Source organism: Leptospira weilii, assembly GCF_006874765.1.
Classification (GTDB): Bacteria; Spirochaetota; Leptospiria; order Leptospirales; family Leptospiraceae; genus Leptospira; species Leptospira weilii.
The window spans coordinates 980,001-998,756 of sequence record NZ_CP040840.1 but is presented as its reverse complement, the minus strand read 5'-3'; the positions used below and the strand labels follow the sequence as shown (position 1 = coordinate 998,756).

The 18,756-nt window shown below is 41.7% G+C and carries 14 protein-coding genes (1 of these 14 cut by a window edge); 6 read left to right on the top strand and 8 right to left on the bottom strand.

Going from position 1 to position 18,756, the window contains the following annotated elements:
- Positions 1-85: 85 nt before the first annotated feature.
- The 5 genes from FHG67_RS04825 to lp30 form a co-directional block, all read right to left on the bottom strand.
- Complete coding sequence (locus tag FHG67_RS04825) at positions 86-607, bottom strand: DUF1564 domain-containing protein (RefSeq protein ID WP_004499812.1); 522 nt, start codon at positions 605-607, stop codon at positions 86-88.
- Positions 608-947: 340 nt separating this feature from the next.
- Entirely contained in the window at positions 948-1,658 is a 711-nt protein-coding gene (locus FHG67_RS04820; RefSeq protein WP_004499826.1) for a hypothetical protein, read from the bottom strand.
- Between the two features lie 201 nt (positions 1,659-1,859).
- On the bottom strand, positions 1,860-3,119 hold the full coding sequence (locus FHG67_RS04815; protein ID WP_004499840.1) for a hypothetical protein: 1,260 nt from the start codon (positions 3,117-3,119) through the stop codon (positions 1,860-1,862).
- A 4-nt stretch (positions 3,120-3,123) separates the two neighbouring features.
- The gene (locus FHG67_RS04810; protein WP_002620594.1) at positions 3,124-3,675 is read right to left on the bottom strand and encodes a thioredoxin family protein; all 552 of its coding nucleotides are present in this window, start codon (positions 3,673-3,675) and stop codon (positions 3,124-3,126) included.
- Between the two features lie 361 nt (positions 3,676-4,036).
- Positions 4,037-4,879 (bottom strand): plasminogen-binding receptor Lp30, encoded by an 843-nt coding sequence (lp30, locus tag FHG67_RS04805; protein WP_002620610.1) that lies wholly within the window; start codon positions 4,877-4,879, stop codon positions 4,037-4,039.
- Between the two features lie 53 nt (positions 4,880-4,932).
- On the opposite strand from lp30, the gene FHG67_RS04800 reads away from it, so the two are divergent.
- Entirely contained in the window at positions 4,933-5,607 is a 675-nt protein-coding gene (locus FHG67_RS04800; protein ID WP_004499823.1) for a hypothetical protein, read from the top strand.
- A 460-nt stretch (positions 5,608-6,067) separates the two neighbouring features.
- Here FHG67_RS04800 and FHG67_RS04795 read toward each other — a convergent pair whose 3' ends face one another.
- On the bottom strand, positions 6,068-8,443 hold the full coding sequence (locus FHG67_RS04795) for a M4 family metalopeptidase thermolysin (protein WP_142499669.1): 2,376 nt from the start codon (positions 8,441-8,443) through the stop codon (positions 6,068-6,070).
- A 632-nt stretch (positions 8,444-9,075) separates the two neighbouring features.
- On the opposite strand from FHG67_RS04795, the gene FHG67_RS04790 reads away from it, so the two are divergent.
- The 4 genes from FHG67_RS04790 (at position 9,076) to FHG67_RS04770 (ending at position 15,852) form a co-directional block, all read left to right on the top strand.
- The gene (locus FHG67_RS04790) at positions 9,076-11,499 is read left to right on the top strand and encodes a TonB-dependent receptor family protein (protein WP_004504264.1); all 2,424 of its coding nucleotides are present in this window, start codon (positions 9,076-9,078) and stop codon (positions 11,497-11,499) included.
- A gap of 293 nt (positions 11,500-11,792) precedes the next feature.
- A complete protein-coding gene (lruB, locus tag FHG67_RS04780) occupies positions 11,793-13,109 on the top strand; it encodes an imelysin LruB (RefSeq protein WP_020781991.1) in 1,317 nt (438 codons plus the stop codon).
- A gap of 41 nt (positions 13,110-13,150) precedes the next feature.
- Positions 13,151-14,641 carry a di-heme oxidoreductase family protein gene (locus tag FHG67_RS04775; protein ID WP_142499668.1) on the top strand — a complete coding sequence of 497 codons (1,491 nt, stop codon included), beginning with the start codon at positions 13,151-13,153 and terminating at the stop codon, positions 14,639-14,641.
- Positions 14,638-15,852 carry an imelysin family protein gene (locus FHG67_RS04770; RefSeq protein WP_061235987.1) on the top strand — a complete coding sequence of 405 codons (1,215 nt, stop codon included), beginning with the start codon at positions 14,638-14,640 and terminating at the stop codon, positions 15,850-15,852. The genes FHG67_RS04775 and FHG67_RS04770 overlap by 4 nt, the downstream gene beginning before the upstream one ends.
- Positions 15,853-16,155: 303 nt before the next feature.
- On the opposite strand, the gene FHG67_RS04765 is transcribed toward FHG67_RS04770, so the two are convergent.
- Complete coding sequence (locus FHG67_RS04765) at positions 16,156-16,923, bottom strand: glycosyltransferase family 2 protein (protein WP_142499667.1); 768 nt, start codon at positions 16,921-16,923, stop codon at positions 16,156-16,158.
- A gap of 7 nt (positions 16,924-16,930) precedes the next feature.
- Entirely contained in the window at positions 16,931-17,617 is a 687-nt protein-coding gene (locus FHG67_RS04760) for a hypothetical protein (protein ID WP_020984373.1), read from the bottom strand.
- 2 nt (positions 17,618-17,619) lie between these two features.
- Here FHG67_RS04760 and FHG67_RS04755 point away from each other — a divergent pair, with 2 nt between their 5' ends.
- Positions 17,620-18,756: the 5' portion of a hypothetical protein gene (locus FHG67_RS04755; protein WP_078124851.1), read on the top strand. The gene runs 294 nt beyond the window's last position; 1,137 of the gene's 1,431 nt are visible here — the first part of the coding sequence; its start codon is at positions 17,620-17,622; its stop codon lies off the right edge, out of view.

The window sequence follows — 18,756 nt, the reverse complement described above, 5'->3', positions numbered from 1 at the left end:
AACTTTAAAAGGAAGTGTCAGATCTTATTTTGGCTATTACAAGTTATATTACGTTTGTGATTCGATACTCAGTTTCGACGAATAGTCAGGAACCTCGGAAATAGCGTTCGGTCATTGGGTTCGGTTTGAATTCCAATTCCCTGGATATTAGATTTTGTCGTAAATCGAGCGTCCAGATCATTCTGTAAGTCCCATGAAAACTAGGAACTCCTCTATTTAAAGTCTCCACGATAGAATCTCCCACTCCGACGTCTTCCAACCAAAGCATATAATTAAAAAGATAACACCTTGATACACCGTGCGCCGCCGCAAGCGCACCTAAAATCGCCCAAGTCCCAGTATTCACACGAATACTGAATTTTTTCATTTTCCCGACTCCCCGGTTGTATTTGATTTTACCCGCCTTACAATGGAGACGTTGCATCGCCGCAATGTATTTCCCGTATCTTCGTAATAAAAACGGAAGACGTCTCGGAAGAATTTTTTTCTCTTCCCGACTCAAACGATCCCAATAAGCAAACGGAACCAAAAGAGAATCCAAACCGAACCGACCCTCAATCAAGGCGGATTCAATTTTTTGACCGTCATCCAATAAAAGAATATCCATATTAAAGAACGGTTCTTAGAACTTTCTGTGCCGAGTGATTTTAGAGAATTTTTTGAATCGAACGTAGATTTAAATTTCGAACATGTTTTAAATCCCAAATTCACTCTTAACGAAACGTGCAAGTTTTCATAAATTACGCCACCTACACTTTCAAAGTTTCACACTGAAATATAAATTTGTAGTAGTTCCTACATTTTAAGATTAGGATAGATTCTTAGCATTGACTGTGCTTACTGATCCCTATACAATAGAATACCGTTCATTTGAGCATAAACCCCGCGTTTAGACGCGGAATTTTAGATACACTATTCTGTAGAGGTGAATAAAGTTAGGAAAAATTTCAGCGAAAATGAACCTTCAAAGGTTTCAGTATCGCCGATAAAACGGGAATCGGAGTCGCGAAACCTCCCAAACGAACAAACACATTTCTTTTTGTCGGAATTGGAAGTCCGTCTATTTCTTGAAAGAGAGTCGTAAAATGCGCGCCCTTAGCCCAAGGTCCGACAATGTCAGCAGTATAATCGTTGCGAACAAGAAGTCCCTCTTTATCGAAGCGATAGGATTGTTTTTCACAATGTGTATGAAGGTATTGTGGAAACTTCGCATCAATGTGAAGTCCCCCGTCGGCAAGTTCGACTTCTCGAACCGTATATTCCCTCAGAATAAAGGGCACACTCAAATACTGAGTGACCGCATAACCGAAAAAATACGAAGCGTCTAGAGAGTTCCAACGTCTGTATTTTCGCAGGCCGAGAAAACTTTCCCTATAATTACGGATCTTGAATGTGTTTGGATCATCGTCCGAATTAAAGATTCCTACTTTACCATTTTGGAATACGATTTTTTTTCCGGGAACCGGATATTCCAAAAATTCAGCGACGAATTTCTTGGGAAAAACCCTCACGCTGCCGTATTTACCGAAAGTTCTACCGAGACCTTTCAAAAGAGGAAGCGGGCCGCCCAAATGTTGGAAATCAAACTCCACGAAATCCAAACGATCCCAGAGTTTCCATCCGCCGTATCGATCCACGATTCTTTCAAAATGATTCATATAACAAATCGGATCCTTCTTTTATCATCGATTTCCATATAAAATCGGAAAGTTAGAATTTGATTCAAAGCCTGTCCTTAAAAGAAATCAGCTACAATCAATCATTCGGGAAGTTTATGACAAAACATTGGAGTTCCCACATCCCAAGGTATTGAGATAGTTTCTAGTCAATAGCCAAATAAGGACTTTTCCCAATAACCGCTACTTGCAAGCCTTTTGTTTACGAATCATTGCATTCAATCGCTCCTCTTCTTCCTGAGTGATAGTATGCCTTTTCAGAACCGACTCCGCCAAAGTAATCGCAAAAGGGTCCTTGTTTGTACAATCATTGAAAAACTCAATAGCTTCGGCCCTTGTATTTTGATTTTCCTTACCCAAACGGATTCGATGTAATTCGAGGCGTTTTTCCTTGGTGGACAAGTCCACGATCAGATAGTCGGAATAACATTCTTTGATCAAATGTTCGGGAAGATCAGTGATCGGACAATTTTTGTTAGAAGAATTCGATCTTCCGTTTGTGCGATCGGATTCGACCACGGTCCGATCGGCCACCTTTTGAGCCTCAGGATCTTTTTTGGCAGAACTCGGAGCGGCAGTTTTGTTATTATTCTGGTTTTGGACTTTTTCTTCCAGTTTCGTATTTTCTAACTTTTCAGGAATGGCCATTTTACTTTCAACGATCGGCTCATTTTTAAGAAGCCGATCGAAAAAATAGTCTATCATGAAAATCGAATATTTTTGGATCCTATCCTCCTCTTGAAAACCAGAAACTGCCTTTTTAGCGATCTTTTTACTGTTTAAAATTTCCGCCTTATTCGCCTTAGACGACTCCAATTGTTTTATAGTCGATGCAAGACTCTGATGAAATTTCTTCCTATAAGTCTGGTTCCAATTCAAAGCCGATCCTTTTAACAAATCCTGAAAAAGAGAAAAACTTCGATCTCTTTCCCTCAGTTTTTTCTGAATCATCTCTCGATAGAATCTTTTGAGCTCGTCGTCCTTTGCGGATGAATCGCGAGTTTCTATCGGTTTCTGCGAAGGCTGAAATTCCGATTTTTTGTCCAAATCAAACCAAGTATATACAGTATTCAAAACGCCATCGACCGCCGACTGAAAGATGTCCTGAATTAAAGTGGTCGACTTCTTGCGACTTTTATTTGTAACTAGACTACGGTATGCCAGCTCGTATTCCAAATTCCGACTTCTTTGAAGTTCCTCGTATTTGTCTGTAAGATTCTTTTTTAATATTCTCCAGTCCTGATACAGATCGCCGCTCTTTCTCAGGAAAGTAGTCAGAGCAACGGTAGATACCTTATTTAAAGAACTTTCGTTTTTTCTAAACTCATCTCTAAAATGATCCAGAGCTCTCGTTTCGATCTCACGATAATGCCTATTGACGAAATCCGCATCTTGAAAAGATTCTGCGGAAATTGGAGTATGGTCGGGCGTTATTGCGGGCAAGAGTTCATTCCTTCCATTTGATGGAACAACCTATCGAAGGCATTTGATTGATCGGTGCGGGATTTCCTTTTACAAGTTGATGAACCGCGTATTCCAGTTCCTTTCTAGAGACCTGCTTTTCGTTCTTCCAGTTATCATCCATTCTTCCATGATAATAAAGCTTTTTTTCCTCATCATAAAGATAAATATCCGGCGTGCACATCGAACTTAATTTTTTTGCGACCTCTTGGGTCTTATCAACTAAATAAGGAAAGGGAATCCCCCATTCCTTTATTTTCGAAAGCATCATTTGGGGAGAATCGTCAGGATAATCCGGATGAATATTCGGATTGATTGCGACCGTCCTGACTCCAAGAGATCGGATTTCTCCGGCAAAACGAATCAACCTCGGCCAAATCGCTTGAGCATAAGGACAATGATTACAAGTCACGGCCAACAACAATCCCGTCGAACCGAACAGTTGATCGGAAGAATATATTTTTCCCTCCGGATCTTCCAAACGAAATTCAGGGAGCAAACTTCCTAAGGGTATTTTTTCAGATTCGAGAAGAGACATTACTTTTATCTTAAAGTGAAATCCAATCTATTTCACGAAATTATTTTTTTATAAAAAACAATAATCGTATCCCCAACTCCGTTAGAAACAAATCGCAACCCTTTATTAGCATTTGTTGGCGATCCCACTTTCAAAGGTTTTTACTGATCCCCATAAAATAAGATACCGTTAATTTGAGCACAAATCCCGCGTTTAGGCGCAAAATTTTGGATACTCTATTCTATGGAGATGAATAATAGGAATAGACCTATATGATTTCTTCTATACAATACCTTGTTTCATAATTCATACAAGTAAAGAAATTTCTAAATTTTTTTCGGGCCCATTTTCTTACCCGGCTCTCGGGGAATCGATTTCAAAATTAATTGCCCAAAGCAGCCCTCTTTTTTTCGGCAAGTGTTTTCCAATAACCTTCCGGATACGCTTTGATTAGATTCTCATAGAACAATTTTTCCGCGTTCTTCTGACTTACTTCTCCACCGTAAAATAATTTCTTTAAATAATTAGATTCCATTCCTTTGATATACTCTTCTCCAGATTCCAGATTTACCAATACTTTATTTCCGGCAAAAAGTTCGCTGAGATTCGGAGCATCATCCGCAATTCCGTAAGGATCGTCTTTGGAAGACGGAGTCACCCTTGCCATCAAAATCCCGCCAAATGTGATATCCCCCGCTTTTGTTTTGATAGGAAATGCCTTAAAAGATTTGAACGGTTCTATCGAAAAATCCCGAACCACGGTTCGTCTGCACTTCTGACCACAACTTACTTGATAAGTATAAGTTATTCCGGTGATTGCATATTCCTTTGCGGGATCAAGCGAGAGTAAAAGATAAAACGGTGAAAGATATCCGGTTTTTCCTTCAAGATACTGGGTCGATTCTACTTTTTCCGCCATCACCGGTTCTTCAATCGGATACGGGCTTACATTCAGAGAATTTTTTTTGGCGTCTTTTGAAACGACCTCGGAAAATTTAACCCCGTACATTCCAAGCTCGGCAAATACCGTCCCTGAATCTTTGCTGAATAAATTCAATAAATCTTTATGGTTTTGATTGTACGCATAAAGTCCGAAAGCCATAACCCCGTATGATTTTTTATCTTTATCCGTTATAGGATTATATACACGCACCACTTCCTTCGTACAATTCGAAACTAATACAAAAAACGCGACGAACACAATCCGATTTAAAAAAATTGACATTTCGAGTCTCTCCTTAAGCAATGAAAAAAATTTCATCTTAATAGACAATCATTTTGAAAAATCGAATTCTTTTTATCCTCATATTCTTTGTTTTACAAGGTTGCCTAACAGTAACCGAAAAAGAACTTCCTCCCAAAATTGAACTCGGCAATCATCTTCCTAGATCGAAAGAAACTTTGGTGATTCTAGAAGAATTTTGGAGCGACATAGATCCAAAACTCGCAGACCAAGAAAATGCTTCTAAAATAGGGAAAGATTCTCTTCGGAAATTTCAGAACCCCTTGATTGCCGGATATGCAAAAAGAAATTTTGCAAGCGCTTTCGCACAATGCCGTTGTTTTCAAAACATAGTGATCGCCTTCAAAGGGGTCGACGATTTGGATTTTCTCCGAAAAAAATACAAAAATGTCATTCGAGTCAAATTAGAAAATTATAATGATACTAAAACTGTGCTCGCAACGACTTTATTGAGGACCTTCACCTTGGGATTAGTTCCCACATGGAATTCTGTCATACAAAAAGCAGAATTCACAGTCGAGTCGGAAACATTACAACAACCCGTGGCATTCAAATACGATAGAAGATTTACGTTATACGCTCATATTTTTCTCTTTTTCGGTTTGTTTAACGAAAAGAGCGTATTGGGTCGCTATTCTCAATTTTACGATTTTTTCCAATTAGCGTCATCGGAAATCTATTCTCAAAAACTGATTCCTTTGGACGATTAATGCTTGTTTGAAGCCTTAGTTTGAACTTCCCCCGAATGGGTAGACAGTGTTGTGCTTGAGTTATTTTAAGACTACTCATCCCTACATAATAGAGTGTCCAAAATTCCGCATCTAAACGTGGGATTTATACTCAAATTAACGGTATTCTATTTTATAGGGATCAGTAAGAACAGCTCCCTTATCCTGCGCCGCGAATATCAGTCTGATCAATCGTCGCGAATGCTTTTCTCTAGCGAGTTCATATCGGATGATAAAAAAATGCGAAAAAGAATTTACGGCTCCGGTTGGGGCGCCATATCAGAACTGACCAAAACTTCTTAAGAAAAATCAGTTACCATTATTGCATAAGTTCGTAATAAAACATAGGAAGTTCACACATCCTTTACAAAGAAACATTTTGAAAATCGGACCGACCTATGATGCCTTGTCATAGATCGATCTCTTAAATTCAGGATCCGAACTAAAAAGTTAGGGAACGAATTGTAATCGTATAATCTTCCACTTCGCCTTCGATAAATTTTTCGTCCGAACGAGGATAACCTTCCGAACTTGTACTTGCTTTCATTGAAACTCTCATTCTTGTATCCCCGGTTAAGGCATTTGCCGGAACTATAAATGATTTTTGAATGTTTCCCTCTGTCGAAACAGATACGGAATCTTGCACCACCAATTCCGTGGAATTAGCGCCATCGTCAAAAATACCATCTCGATTGAAGTCGATCCATACTTTCCATTTATGAGTTCTTGTTGGAAACATGTCGGTCGAAGAATTCTGACTCGATAACTGGATATTATAAGTCACTCCTTTCAAAACCGTTGAACGGAGGTAAGTACTATCCCTATATCCGCAATCATTTCCCGAGTTTCTTTCCAGATTCGAAAGTTTTACGGAAGTTATGAAATGTTTCGGTTTCATACCTAATCCGCCCTGAGAAGTGGTATTTGCAGGAACGCCGACCGCGTCCCAAGCGTCGATCGTACTTTTCACTTCTTGCGAAAACTTTCCATATAAATATTTTGAAACGGCGATACTTGCGGATCTTACATCGCTATACTCTGATGTAGGCCAAAGAGAGAGTAACGTTCCATAGGCAATTTTCTCGGCCTTTTCAATGCTGATACCAGAGGCGTCGTACTCGCACTTGTGATCGTTGGTCCCTTGTTTTCCATTGGAAAGGATATAAAACCAATGACTCAAAACGGTACTATTTATATGAACTTTTTCCGTCTCAAAATCCCAAAAAAGTCCTTTGTAAGTAGTAGGACCTATGCTGATGAGCCCGGTGGACCTTGGATTCTGAGCGGAACGTATTCCCCCTCCCGGTGCCGTTTCATCTCCGAACAACCATATATTTTTGTGCATTCCCAATGTCTTATTAACAAAATGATTCACCGCGATATTCCAGATATCGCTGAATCCTTCGTTCAAGGCTCCCGACTCTTTCTCATACCCCCAACCGGAAGTATAAGCGACTACACCGTGGCCATATTCATGAGAAACAAAATCAAGAGAAGTCGTGTCCTCAAATCTCGGATCCATGAAGTCACCGCCGGAATCCTGACAAGCACTATTGTTATGAGGACAGTACAGATAAAAAAGCTCTTCGGTGGCATCATCCCAATATGCATTGTTAGTTATCCATGAACGAGCATAATGAACGTTATTCGCTATGCTTCCATCATTCCCGTCATAACTCAACCGGTTGTGAACGACTTTAAAATAATCATACGTTTTTTCGATTCCCCAGTGCGCATCGAATAAAGCGTCATGGTTGAAATCGTCATGATACTCCGAACTAGTCCAAATATTATTAGAATCACTGAATGGAAACTTATGAGATTCATTTCCATGACCCAAATCTACGAATCCCCAAGAATACGTAAAAATTCCTTTTCCTCTCGAATAATCTTTCAGTTCGTAATAATTGTCTTTGCCCGCCGTCCAAGTTATGATCGACTGTACTCCGCTAAATCGAGTCGCAGCCGAACCCGTTTTAATACAGGGGGTTTTGTCAGGAAAACAAATTCCGTAATTCGGATCCGGCGGGGGTTGCGGAGTCGGGCCCGGTTCTCCCGCTTCGTACCGCCGAGCATCCTTACTCGCAAGAATTTCACCGGAGTTTGCATCTACATGAATGTATTTCGAAGCAGACGGTTCGATCGCGGCAATTCCAAATCGATACACCAATCGGAACTCATTTTTTTGCAAACCGGAGAGCTTGGATATCAAGAGTTCTCCTTTCGGAAAATAAGTAGCTTTGGAATCCTTCTTGATTGTTTTCAACATCTCCTCTCTTTCCGGTGATTCCCAAATATACTTTTTAGCACCGAAATGTTTCAAGGCTTTGGACAAAGCGTCCGTTTCCGACAAAGAAGGTGTTGTAATCAAGTCCGACGGAACCTCGGAAAAATTTCCGCTCATAGATTCGATTGTGTTATCTTTCGATTCGATCGTATAGATTCCATTTTCGACCTTAATATTTTTATAATATTGTTGAAATCGATCGTAAATGCGATCCGCGTAACGATTGGAACGCAAAAGAAGCGGTTGCGATTCCGGAGATATCTGAAGATAAGCTTTCAATACTTCCGGCGCTTGTTGCCTGGAATACGGAACCAGATCCGAATTGAATCGCGCAAATGTAAGAGATCCATTGGGAGAATATTGTCTCTCCGAAATCGCTTTGCTATCAATCGAAACCGGATTTAAAATTCCAAGCCAGTATGGAAATTCAATCTGCTTTCCATCTCGACAGCTCAGAAAAATAAAACTAGAAAAAACCCAAATAGAAATAATTCCTATTTTTTTATATACAAACCAATCAAAATACTTCATAACCTCTGCGCCTTAATATTTATTTAGGACCGTTTAATCTCAGTTACACTATACATTTTAGCTTTAGGGTGTTCAAAATTCAGAAACGACAACATTCATTTAGAATTAATTTGACTAAAACTTAACAAAAACGCACGAACAATAGAAACAAAAGGCTCTAATTTATAATAAACTATAAAATAGATACGCCATATAAATGAATTTACGAGCGTCTAAGTCTGAATTTCGCGAACTGGATCTATATTTTACAGATTCTTAAACTATTTTCGAATTGGAGATGTTTTTTGAGAATAGAAGCAGAAAAGGAGAATCTTGGATTCTTCATGCTCAAGGAGATACGTTAGCGCTTTCTCGTCGGTAGCAAATAAATTTGTAAGTGACTCGTTTTATCACGTTGAGAATGAGGTTCCATGGAAATTTTAAGGAAGGAACTTCCAAGATGTTTCAGTTTTACGAGGCAATTGCCACATTTGTCTTCAAGAAAGAGTTTCGAGGAGTTCCCACAAATTGTGTTATCTGTTAAGTCTTATTCCTAAATTTTTCCTTCGAACCCGAATCTTTTCACTCCATTCTCCCTTGACTCTAAAAGCCGTCGACAAATATTGAGAATCATTTTCAAAATTTAAAGCCCAATGGAACAAAAATCAATTCCGTCTCTTTGTATTTTTCTCTTTTTCCTACTTTCTTGGGGAATTTTCGCACAATCAGAAGAAAATCCTACACAACGTCCTTCTTCTAACGGAGAAGAATCGGAACGCGCAGCCATTTCGGTGATAGGAAAACGAAAGGTCGACCTCAAAAGAATTCCCGGTTCAGCGATCGTCATTGAGAAGGAATTTTTGGAACAGACCAAACCGGTGGATTCGATGGAGGTTCTGAGAAGAGTTCCCGGAGCTTCCATTCGTTACCAAGATACCGGTTTGATTTTAAATCTGGGTTTTCGAGGCGTGAACAACGATCTCGGAAGAAAAGTTCTCATTTTAGAAGACGGAATTTTTACCTCTCTCAATCCTTACTCCGCGCCGGAACAATACTATACTCCGAATATCGATCGTATGGAAAGAATCGAAGTCATCAAAGGTTCGGGGGCGATTCTTTTTGGGCCTTCTACAATCGGCGGAGTGGTTAACTTCATCACAAAACGTCCTTCAAAAGAACCGATTCTTTCCGTGTCCGCACAAGGCGGGTCCTACGGATTCTTTTCCTCTCAAGTTTCTTACGGAGGAACGTTCGGAAATACCGGTATCGATATTTCGTTTCTCAGAAAACAAGGAAACGGATTTCGAGATCACCAAGACTTTCGATTGCATGAATTCTCCTTTAAGTCCATAACCGATCTGAATGAAAAACATATTCTTACTTCTAAATTTTTAGCAACCGCCCAAGATGCAAACATGACTTATCTCGGCTTGACAACCGCCCAGTTCTGGAATCATTCTTCTTCCAACTTTGCGGAACAGGATAACCGAAAACTTCAGAGATATTCCGGCGATATCGGCCACGAATGGAAACTCACCGATCATTCCAAACTTGTGACAAAAGTTTATGCTGCATATACGGAAAGGAACTGGGCAAGACAGAATTACCTTAGAAACACGGGCCCCAACTTCGGCGCCATTCCGGGTAACGTAATCAAAACCTACGATACGGAACCGTTTGTGAATCGCCCAGGCGATACGGTTTACATGTTAGACAGCGTGGGCCACAGAAACCGTTCTTATCGTTTTGTAGGAGCGGAATCCCGCTATCAACAAGACTATCAGTTTTTTGGAATCAAGAACCAGCTCGACGCGGGTCTGCGTTACCACTATGAAACTGCGGATATCAAATACTTAGACGGGCCGCCCACTCCCGATTATGCGATCTTCGGCAACGGCTTTGACAAACCCCCAACCGGAGCCGCTTCTTCGGAATATTCCCTCTCCAAATCGGGAAATATAAGAGATCACGAAGTCAATCACACAAAATCCATCGCAGGTTTTGCTCAAAACAGTCTCAAGTTCTACGATCGATTTTCGGTGATTCCAGGGATTCGTTACGAATCGTTTTCACAAAACAGGACGATTCTTCGTCAACAGTCTCTGGATCCGGCCACTAACCAACCTCTTCCGAACTCCCCCTCCCAAGAAGTGGACAAAGGAAGCAAACACACGTATCACGTTGTAATTCCAGGCCTCGGGCTTACTTACGACCTCAATAAAGATGTGACTTGGTTTGCAGGCGCGCACAAAGGCTTTTCACCTCCTAGATATCAGGACGCATTGAACAATTCCGGCGTCGTCAATCGAATCGATCCAGAATATTCCTATAACTACGAAACCGGCTTTCGAGGAGATATTACAAATTACTTAAATGCCCAGGTAAGTTACTTCGATCTGAACTATATCAACCAAATCATAATCACTTCTTCCACTTCCGGAAACGACTCCGCCTCCTCTGCAAAAAACGGAGGAAGAACTTACAGTCGAGGTCTGGAAACCAACGTCACGTTCGATCCGGCCAAATTGTTTGAAGCATCCTTCAAACTTCCGATTGATTTGATTTATACAAGAGCGGACGCGAGAATGAATCAGTATTCCATCGACGCCTCAAAAATCACACCAAATCAATCTCTACTCGATTTTATCGTCGCTCAGAAGGATAAAAACGGTAACTACGTGCCTTACGTTTCCAGAGACACCGTGACCCTCGCTCTCGGTTTTATCCATCAAAAGGGCTTTTACTCAAGAGTAGAATATCAATATTTCTCCGCCCAATATCACGACGACTCAAATACTAGAACCGTATACTGGGCCGACCTGATCACGGACCCTCTCGGCAAAAAAGTATTACAATATCTTAATATAACTTCGAATAGTTCCGGCGAAACCGGCGTGATTCCCGCATACGGGCTCATTAACTTTTCTCTGGGTTATAAGGACCCGATTCAACGTTGGAATCTCTTTGTCACCGGAAAGAATTTAGCCGATGTTCGTTACATTTCCGGTCGCCTTCCCGAAGGAATTCAAGTCGGTCCGTTTCGCCAAATCAATGTCGGTGTCACTTTTGAACTCTGATCGATGTTTTTTTAGTAATTTCAGTCCCTCAAGGTCGTATGAGTTCCTAGATTCTAGAAAGAATTTCTTTCTAGAATCCGGACTTCTGTGCGAAAAGTGCATAAACTCTCCTCAAACTAGAAATTTTTCGTGGGAGTTCCCACAAATTCACCCTAAAACAAAATTTTCGTTTGACTATAATTTTGATATTGAGAATTGGTATCAATATCATAACAACCAGTTCATCGAAAATTCCCCGGTTGCGGGCAACGGCCCTCTGCCGGGATCTTTTTAAAAACTTTCAGGAAGCTTGAATGAATCTCAAAAAATTTACTTTCCCCTTTTTTCTTTCAATCGTAGTGCAGCTCTTACTGTTCAACTGTAAGCCTGGAGAAAAACCGAACGATTCCCTGCTCGCTCTACTTGGATTAGGATTTCAACCAACTGCGACTAAAGCTCAAGTGGTAGATCGTTATCTGCAACTCGGCTACGAATCGTACGATCAAAGCTACAAAGACGCAGTCAAACTGCAAACCGCGGTAACTGCATTCGCCGCAAACACAAACCCGAGCGCAGCGGATCATGCAAATCTTAAAAATCTATACATCATCGCAAGAGCTTCTTATCTAGTAACCGAAGCGTTCCGTTTTTCTTCCGGACCGATCGATAACGTAGACGTCTTAGGTTGTGGAAGTAACGCGGACGGATCCGGAGAAGAAGAATGTGAGGGACTGATCAACTCGTGGCCGTTAGACGAAAGTGCGATTGATAACTACGTTGCGGCAGCGGGCGCGCAAACAACCTACGCCGCTATCCTAGATGCAAACGGAGATGCGGCAGCAAATAACGGAGCCGTCGATGGTGACGACGAAACGGCAATCACGGTAGGATGGCACGCAATCGAATATATTCTCTGGGGACAAGACCTGTCTAACGGAGGAATCAATGAAATTGCAGGACAACGTACCGCAAATGAACTTGCAAACGCAGATGCAAACGGAGCCAGAAGAAGAGCTTATATGAAAGCCGTCACCGACGGACTCGTTCTTCAATTAGGACTGATCCGAGACCAATTTGCAGACGGTTCCAGATATTCGGACGCACTGAAATCCAATCCTAACGCCGCAATCACTGCCATCTTTCAGGGTCTTGGAAAATTCATCGCAGGAGAATGGGGCGGAGAAAGACTCACCGGAACCTTTGATGGACAACAGGAAGAAGAGCATTCCTGTTTCAGCGATACTACCAAGGCTGACTTTTACTACAATGCTCAAGGAGTATTGAACATTTGGTCCGGATCTTACGAACTGAAAAAAGGAACCGTGGCTTCCACAGGGCCGGGACTAAGAAGTCTTTTCGGAACTCTCAGCGCTCCGCCGATCGCCGCCCAGGCAATTGCATCCAGAGACGTATTTTGCATCAATCTTCCGGAACAAACAGCAGATCCGAATTACACAACGACTTGCCCACCCAAATCTTTAACGGGAAGATACGACCAAATTATCAGAAATACGGATTCCGAATATAAAATCCTTTTTGATACGCAGAAACTAATCGGAGATACCATGAAAAAAACGATCACCGATGCCGCAAAAGGAGTTGGCGTCTCGATCACCGATTTTTCTATTTAAGTTAAATAGGAAAGATCAATCATTATGAAAATCAAAAGATCATGACGAAAAAAGAGTTCCCCTTTATGATTTCAATCAATTCAAAAATTCGAATAGGATTCCTTAGCGGAATCCTATTCTGTTTACTCACTCAGTGTAACCTTAAAATTTTCGACCATAAAAAAAACAACGATCAAGAATTGGCATTGATTCTACTTATCCTTGCAAATATGGATCCCGGTGAACAATATTCCGGCGGCTTAACGACGGTTTTCGATACCACCGTAAACGCCTTCGACCTCCCTGCGGCAAATCTCCGAGAAGACGGAAACATAGACTTTCAAGGCGGAAACTCGTTCTTCAACCGAGTTTGGGTTCAAGGTGGAAATTCCGCTTCCGACGGATTGGGACCGGTTTTTAACAGCACCTCCTGTAACGGTTGTCACGTAAAAGACGGAAGAGGAACTCCTCCTCCCAGCGGAAGCAACGTTTTTTCCACTATGTTGATTCGAGTCAGCCAAAACGGAAAAGATCCGATCACAGGCGGACCGGTAGGACTCGATAACTACGGACTTCAGATTAATAATCGTGGAATTGCGGGAGTCCCAGCGGAAGCGACCACAACCGTAAACTTTGCGGAAGAACCGGGACATTTTCCCGACGGAGAGGCGTATTCTCTCAGAAGACCTACGTTCATCATCTCAAATTGGGGTTTTGGGCAACCTCCGGTAGTACACCAATCTCCTAGGACCTCTCCTATGATCCCAGGACTCGGACTTTTAGAAGCGATTCCGGAATCGACCATCCTTTCCTTTGCGGACGAAAACGACTCGGATGGGGACGGAATCTCCGGAAAACCGAATTTCGTTTGGGACGCCAAACTGCAAAAGAAAGTATTGGGAAGATTCGGATGGAAAGCGAACGAACCAAGTTTATCGCAACAAAATCAGGGAGCATTTTTAGGAGATATAGGAATCACGAGCCCTCTTTTTCCAAATCAAAACTGCGTAGGCATACAGGCGGATTGTTTCGCTTCCCCTCCCGGAGTTAACGGAACTCCCGAAGGAACCGAAATTTCGACTAAAACCGCGGAGTTAGTGACTTTTTATACCAAACTTGTGGGTGTTCCCGGAAGAAGAAACTGGACCCGCCCCGATGTGATTCGAGGGAAAGAGATCTTTTCGGAAATCGGATGCAACGCCTGTCATAAGCCTTATATTTTCACAGGTCACTCGGAGGGATTTCCGGAAATTTCTTTTCAACACATAAAACCGTATACCGATCTTCTTCTCCACGACATGGGACCCGATCTCGCAGACAACCGGGAAGACTTCGAAGCCTCCGGAACGGAATGGAGAACCCCTCCTCTTTGGGGAACGGGACTCATCCAAAAAGTGAACGGTCATAACCATCTCCTTCACGACGGACGCGCAAGAGGCCATAAAGAAGCGATTCTATGGCACGGGGGAGAAGCTTTGACATCCAGAAATAAATTTGTCAATCTTCCGAAAGAAGATCGGGATAAGTTGATTCTATTCCTGGAATCTCTATGAGAATTTTAGAATCTATGAATACTCCTTGGACGAGAAAATCTCTCGCCCAAGGAATTAAAATTCTCACTCTGAGCACGATGATCGTATTCTCGAAAATTCGCTGCGGAGACTTCGGAAAAATTACTGGAACGGAAACCTTCCTAGTCGCGTTATTCGCAAACGCAAGTACAGGAGAATTTCTGAATTATACGGCCAACCGAGTCGCCGTTCCTCAACTCTCTCGTCTTCTAACCGCAACCGACGAGTTAAAAACGAGCGCCGCTTTGTACCAAGCGAATCAAAACGCGGCCACTCTTACGGATCTTCAAACGAAATGGTTAGCCGCGAGAAGAATTTTCAAACAATCCGAAACGTTTTATATCAACCGGTCCTATCTTCCTTCGAACTTCTTTCACAAATTGGACGGTTATATTTTAGGAGAAAACAACCGTCCGACGGCAAACGATTTGAATCTAGCCGCCGCAACCAATCCAAACACCGGTACGGTCGATTCGTATCCTCTTACTCGAAAGGGATTTGCCGCATTGGAATATTTCATTTTCGACGACGGTAACGGGGCGCATACGACCGCCGCAATTAACGCGGCAAACGCGAATGCGGGAAGAAGAGCCTACATCGTCTCTCTCGCGAATGTGATTCAATTGGACGCACAACGACTTCTTGGTTCTTGGAATTCTTCTTCCGGGAATTTTGCGGAAGAATTGGCTTCGGGCAAAGGTTCCTTCGGTGGGATCAAGGACGCGACTGACTCGTTCATCAACGGATTAGTTCAGTTGGAATATACGAATCAAGACATTCGAGTCGGAATCCCGGCGGGTCTCACGGTTGCAGGAACGACTCAATATCCCGCAAAGCTGGAATCAATTTACAGCGATACCGCCTATCAAGACCTATTGTCGTCTTTGGAAGGATTAGAACTCGTTTATTACGGTAATGCGGGAGATAACGAAGCGAGATCCCTAAGTTATCTCGTTCAGTTTCAAAACAGCGCGTTAGACGCCCGTGTTAAAACGAAAATTACCACGTTAAAGTCTCTCATTCAAGAAAGAATTAACGCATCCGCAACACTTAAGACAGACCTCGCCGGGAATCTCAACTTCGTAAATACGGAAATTTATTTAAGATTCAGGGAACTTCGCATAATCTTTGCGACGGAAATCATAGGAATCTTAGGAGCGAACGCCCTGCCTTCCAATTCGGACGGAGATTAAAAAAACGTGAGTTCGGTATAACAAAATGCGAAAGAATTTTCTAAAAGTATGGGTCCTTATTTTTAAAATTTGTTCCTAAAATCGCGATTTGTTGTAATTCCCACATTTTAAGAATAGATTTACAGCGTTCAAATTTCAACTTCCTACAAAAAAGATGAATCATGGATTTCTTACGACCCTGCTCACGTTAAACTTATCATATCCTTGGGTAAACTTTACTCGGTCGAGAAGAATGATTCGCAAAAAAACCTTATCAAAACGAATCCATAGACCAGGAAACATCGCTTCCGAGATACGGACGTTTTAAACTTTCTTCTTATCCTTCAAATTCAATTCGTACAATTTAATATACTTTAGAAAATTATAATAAAATCCCAAAATCGCCAGAACAAAACCTTGTTTCCCGTCCAAAAATCCGAATCGAATAAAATACATCCAAAACGCCTTGTAAAATCCCTCCGAAAACGCGTAAAAAAGACCGCTCGATTTCCCGGCCCCGTATTTTTCCCGAGCGCCTAATTCGGAATACGCATTGATGTAACGAACATGATCTCCGATGCTTTTATAGGAATAATGATATACGGGAGAATTCAATTTTTTGCATATACCTTGAAGTTGAATCGTCTCGTGAACGAGTCCACCTCCGAATTTTCCTTTGGATTTGTGAAAGAGTCGAATCCTTCGGTTGGGATACCAACCTCCATGACGGATCCATTTCCCCAAATACCAAGTAAGCCTCGGAGTGGAATATCCGTCCGCAGCGGGAAGTCCGTTTTGAAACAAAGCCAGAATTTCCTCTTTTAATTCCAAAGAGACTTCTTCGTCCGCGTCTAGAGTTAAAACCCATTCGTTTTTAACGAGAGAAAGAGCGAAGTTTTTCTGACTGACGTAGTCGTCGAATTTTCTTTTGTAAACTTTGGCCTTATGTTTTTTGGCAATCTCTACGGTTTTATCCTTAGAACCGGAATCGACTACGATGATTTCAGAAACGAAATTTAGAGGTTTAAGACAACGCTCTATATTGTCTTGCTCGTTGAGTGTGATAATACAAACGGAGAGAGGAAGCCGCATTTAATTTTTATGATCGAGTTTTTCGGACACTCTGAAAATTAGGGGTGAGAGGGATTTCCAATCTTGCAATCGTAATGTCTTCTCGAATGATGATTCTAAAGTAGGAAGGATCGATTCCTTCGCCTTTGAGCATAATTAAAATGAGAGCCAGTCCGAGGCCGGCGCCTTCGGTGTTATCCTCGTTGTCCAAATAAAACTGCGCGATGTCGTTATAACGCATCCCTTTTTCTAATTTCTCGCGGAGAGATTTTTCTTCCTGTTCTGTAATGGGAGCATTATTGACTACTTCGATACGAATTCCGTCCGAAGAGTAATAAAAACTAATCAGACAATAATATCCCTCTTTCTTCGCCTTTTGCCCGTAAGATTCGGACATCTCTTCGCTGAAAATACTCTTATACTCCCTGACTCCTTTTTCGTAGTCGGAAACATCGTTTAGATCCAAACCTTTTTCTTTGAAAAAAATCCTTTTTTGGTTTGCTTTGCAGGCATTGATCACCAACTCTTTTATTATAGTATAAACCGTAGGAATTAAAGTAGGATGAGTTACTCTATCCAGAATCAGTCCGACTGCCTTTTGGATATGCTCTTCGACAGAACGAGTCATCCTGTGGGTTTTCAGAGACAGAATTCTTCCGTTCTCGATTGTTAACCGGATATTGTCGGATATATCTCGGACTTCCTGCTCCATCATCCATGAACATTTCGGAATCTGTTTTGTTTGTCAAGAGAGTCATTTTAGGAAAGGGAAAAAAGAGGCATTTTTCAAGATTCCAACAAATCGGCGCTCTTTTAAAATCTTCTTTTTTTTCTCTCATGTTGCTGTTTATCACTTCATCAGTGAATTCCGAATCCATAATCTTAAACCCCGTAAGATATCTTCTTCCCGGAAAAAAAGAATATTCCGAGCCTTCTGAGATTCGAATTGAAAAAGGCAAAATCGTCTCGATCAGAAAAATAAATTCTTTCTCGGGAAAAGTTTCTTATGCGCTTCCCGGTTTTTGTGATGCGAATGTCACTCTTTCGACAGACTCGCTCGGAGGACAAAAAGACAGAGCCGGAATTTTTCTTTCACTACAATCCTTCTTTGCCCACGGTTTTACCGGAATTCTTTCGGTGGGGGATCCGGCTTGGGTCGAAACGCTTTTGAAAGACGCACAACGTTTAAAAAACAATTCCCCCTGGGTAAAAAAATCGGATACTCCTTGGATCGCCGAAAGTTCCGAAACAAAGAAATTAGGAAACCTCCCGGGCTATAACGTAATTCGTTCTTCTCAGGAAGCGGTATCGAATATGAAAAAGAAACCAACTTCTCCCGTTCATTTATTCTATCGCTATCAAGAAGGAGAATCGTTTGTCTTCGACGGTCCGTTCTTATATCAGTTAAAAAAAACTGCAGACGCAGAAAAAATAAAACTAGCGTTATCCGCCTTTGGAGACGAGTTCAGTATTTTAGAAGGAATCAACGCGGGGATTCCGATCTTATATCATCCGATTCCCGAAGAAATCACGAAAAGAATCTCTTCGGGTGTGTTTCGAAATCTAATCTGGGGCCCGATGTTCTCCGTATATTACTATCAGAAGATAGCGGGAACTACCGAATGGGAAGCCGACTTAATCGCCATGAAAGAATGGAGTCCCTACTTTGCAAAAAACATCGCACCCGAGCCCGAATTTGCAGGAAAACTGACTCATATTCGGGAAGAAGATCGCAAAGATGCGGAGAAAGAATACAATTCCTATCTTGCTTTTTTAGGAAGGCAAAAAAACCTAAGCCAAGGAATGCTTCTCGCATCCGGCACAGGTTATCTTCACGTTCACCCTGGAATCGGA

Bases quoted from the DNA above. Each gene is read 5' to 3' on its own strand.
- FHG67_RS04825 (WP_004499812.1), bottom strand. From the start codon at position 607: ATGGATATTCTTTTATTGGATGACGGTCAAAAAATTGAATCCGCCTTG.
- FHG67_RS04820 (WP_004499826.1), bottom strand. From the start codon at position 1,658: ATGAATCATTTTGAAAGAATCGTGGATCGATACGGCGGATGGAAACTC.
- FHG67_RS04810 (WP_002620594.1), bottom strand. From the start codon at position 3,675: ATGTCTCTTCTCGAATCTGAAAAAATACCCTTAGGAAGTTTGCTCCCT.
- lp30 (WP_002620610.1), bottom strand. From the start codon at position 4,879: ATGTCAATTTTTTTAAATCGGATTGTGTTCGTCGCGTTTTTTGTATTA.
- FHG67_RS04795 (WP_142499669.1), bottom strand. From the start codon at position 8,443: ATGAAGTATTTTGATTGGTTTGTATATAAAAAAATAGGAATTATTTCT.
- FHG67_RS04790 (WP_004504264.1), top strand. From the start codon at position 9,076: ATGGAACAAAAATCAATTCCGTCTCTTTGTATTTTTCTCTTTTTCCTA.
- lruB (WP_020781991.1), top strand. From the start codon at position 11,793: ATGAATCTCAAAAAATTTACTTTCCCCTTTTTTCTTTCAATCGTAGTG.
- FHG67_RS04775 (WP_142499668.1), top strand. From the start codon at position 13,151: ATGACGAAAAAAGAGTTCCCCTTTATGATTTCAATCAATTCAAAAATT.
- FHG67_RS04770 (WP_061235987.1), top strand. From the start codon at position 14,638: ATGAGAATTTTAGAATCTATGAATACTCCTTGGACGAGAAAATCTCTC.
- FHG67_RS04765 (WP_142499667.1), bottom strand. From the start codon at position 16,923: ATGCGGCTTCCTCTCTCCGTTTGTATTATCACACTCAACGAGCAAGAC.
- FHG67_RS04760 (WP_020984373.1), bottom strand. From the start codon at position 17,617: ATGATGGAGCAGGAAGTCCGAGATATATCCGACAATATCCGGTTAACA.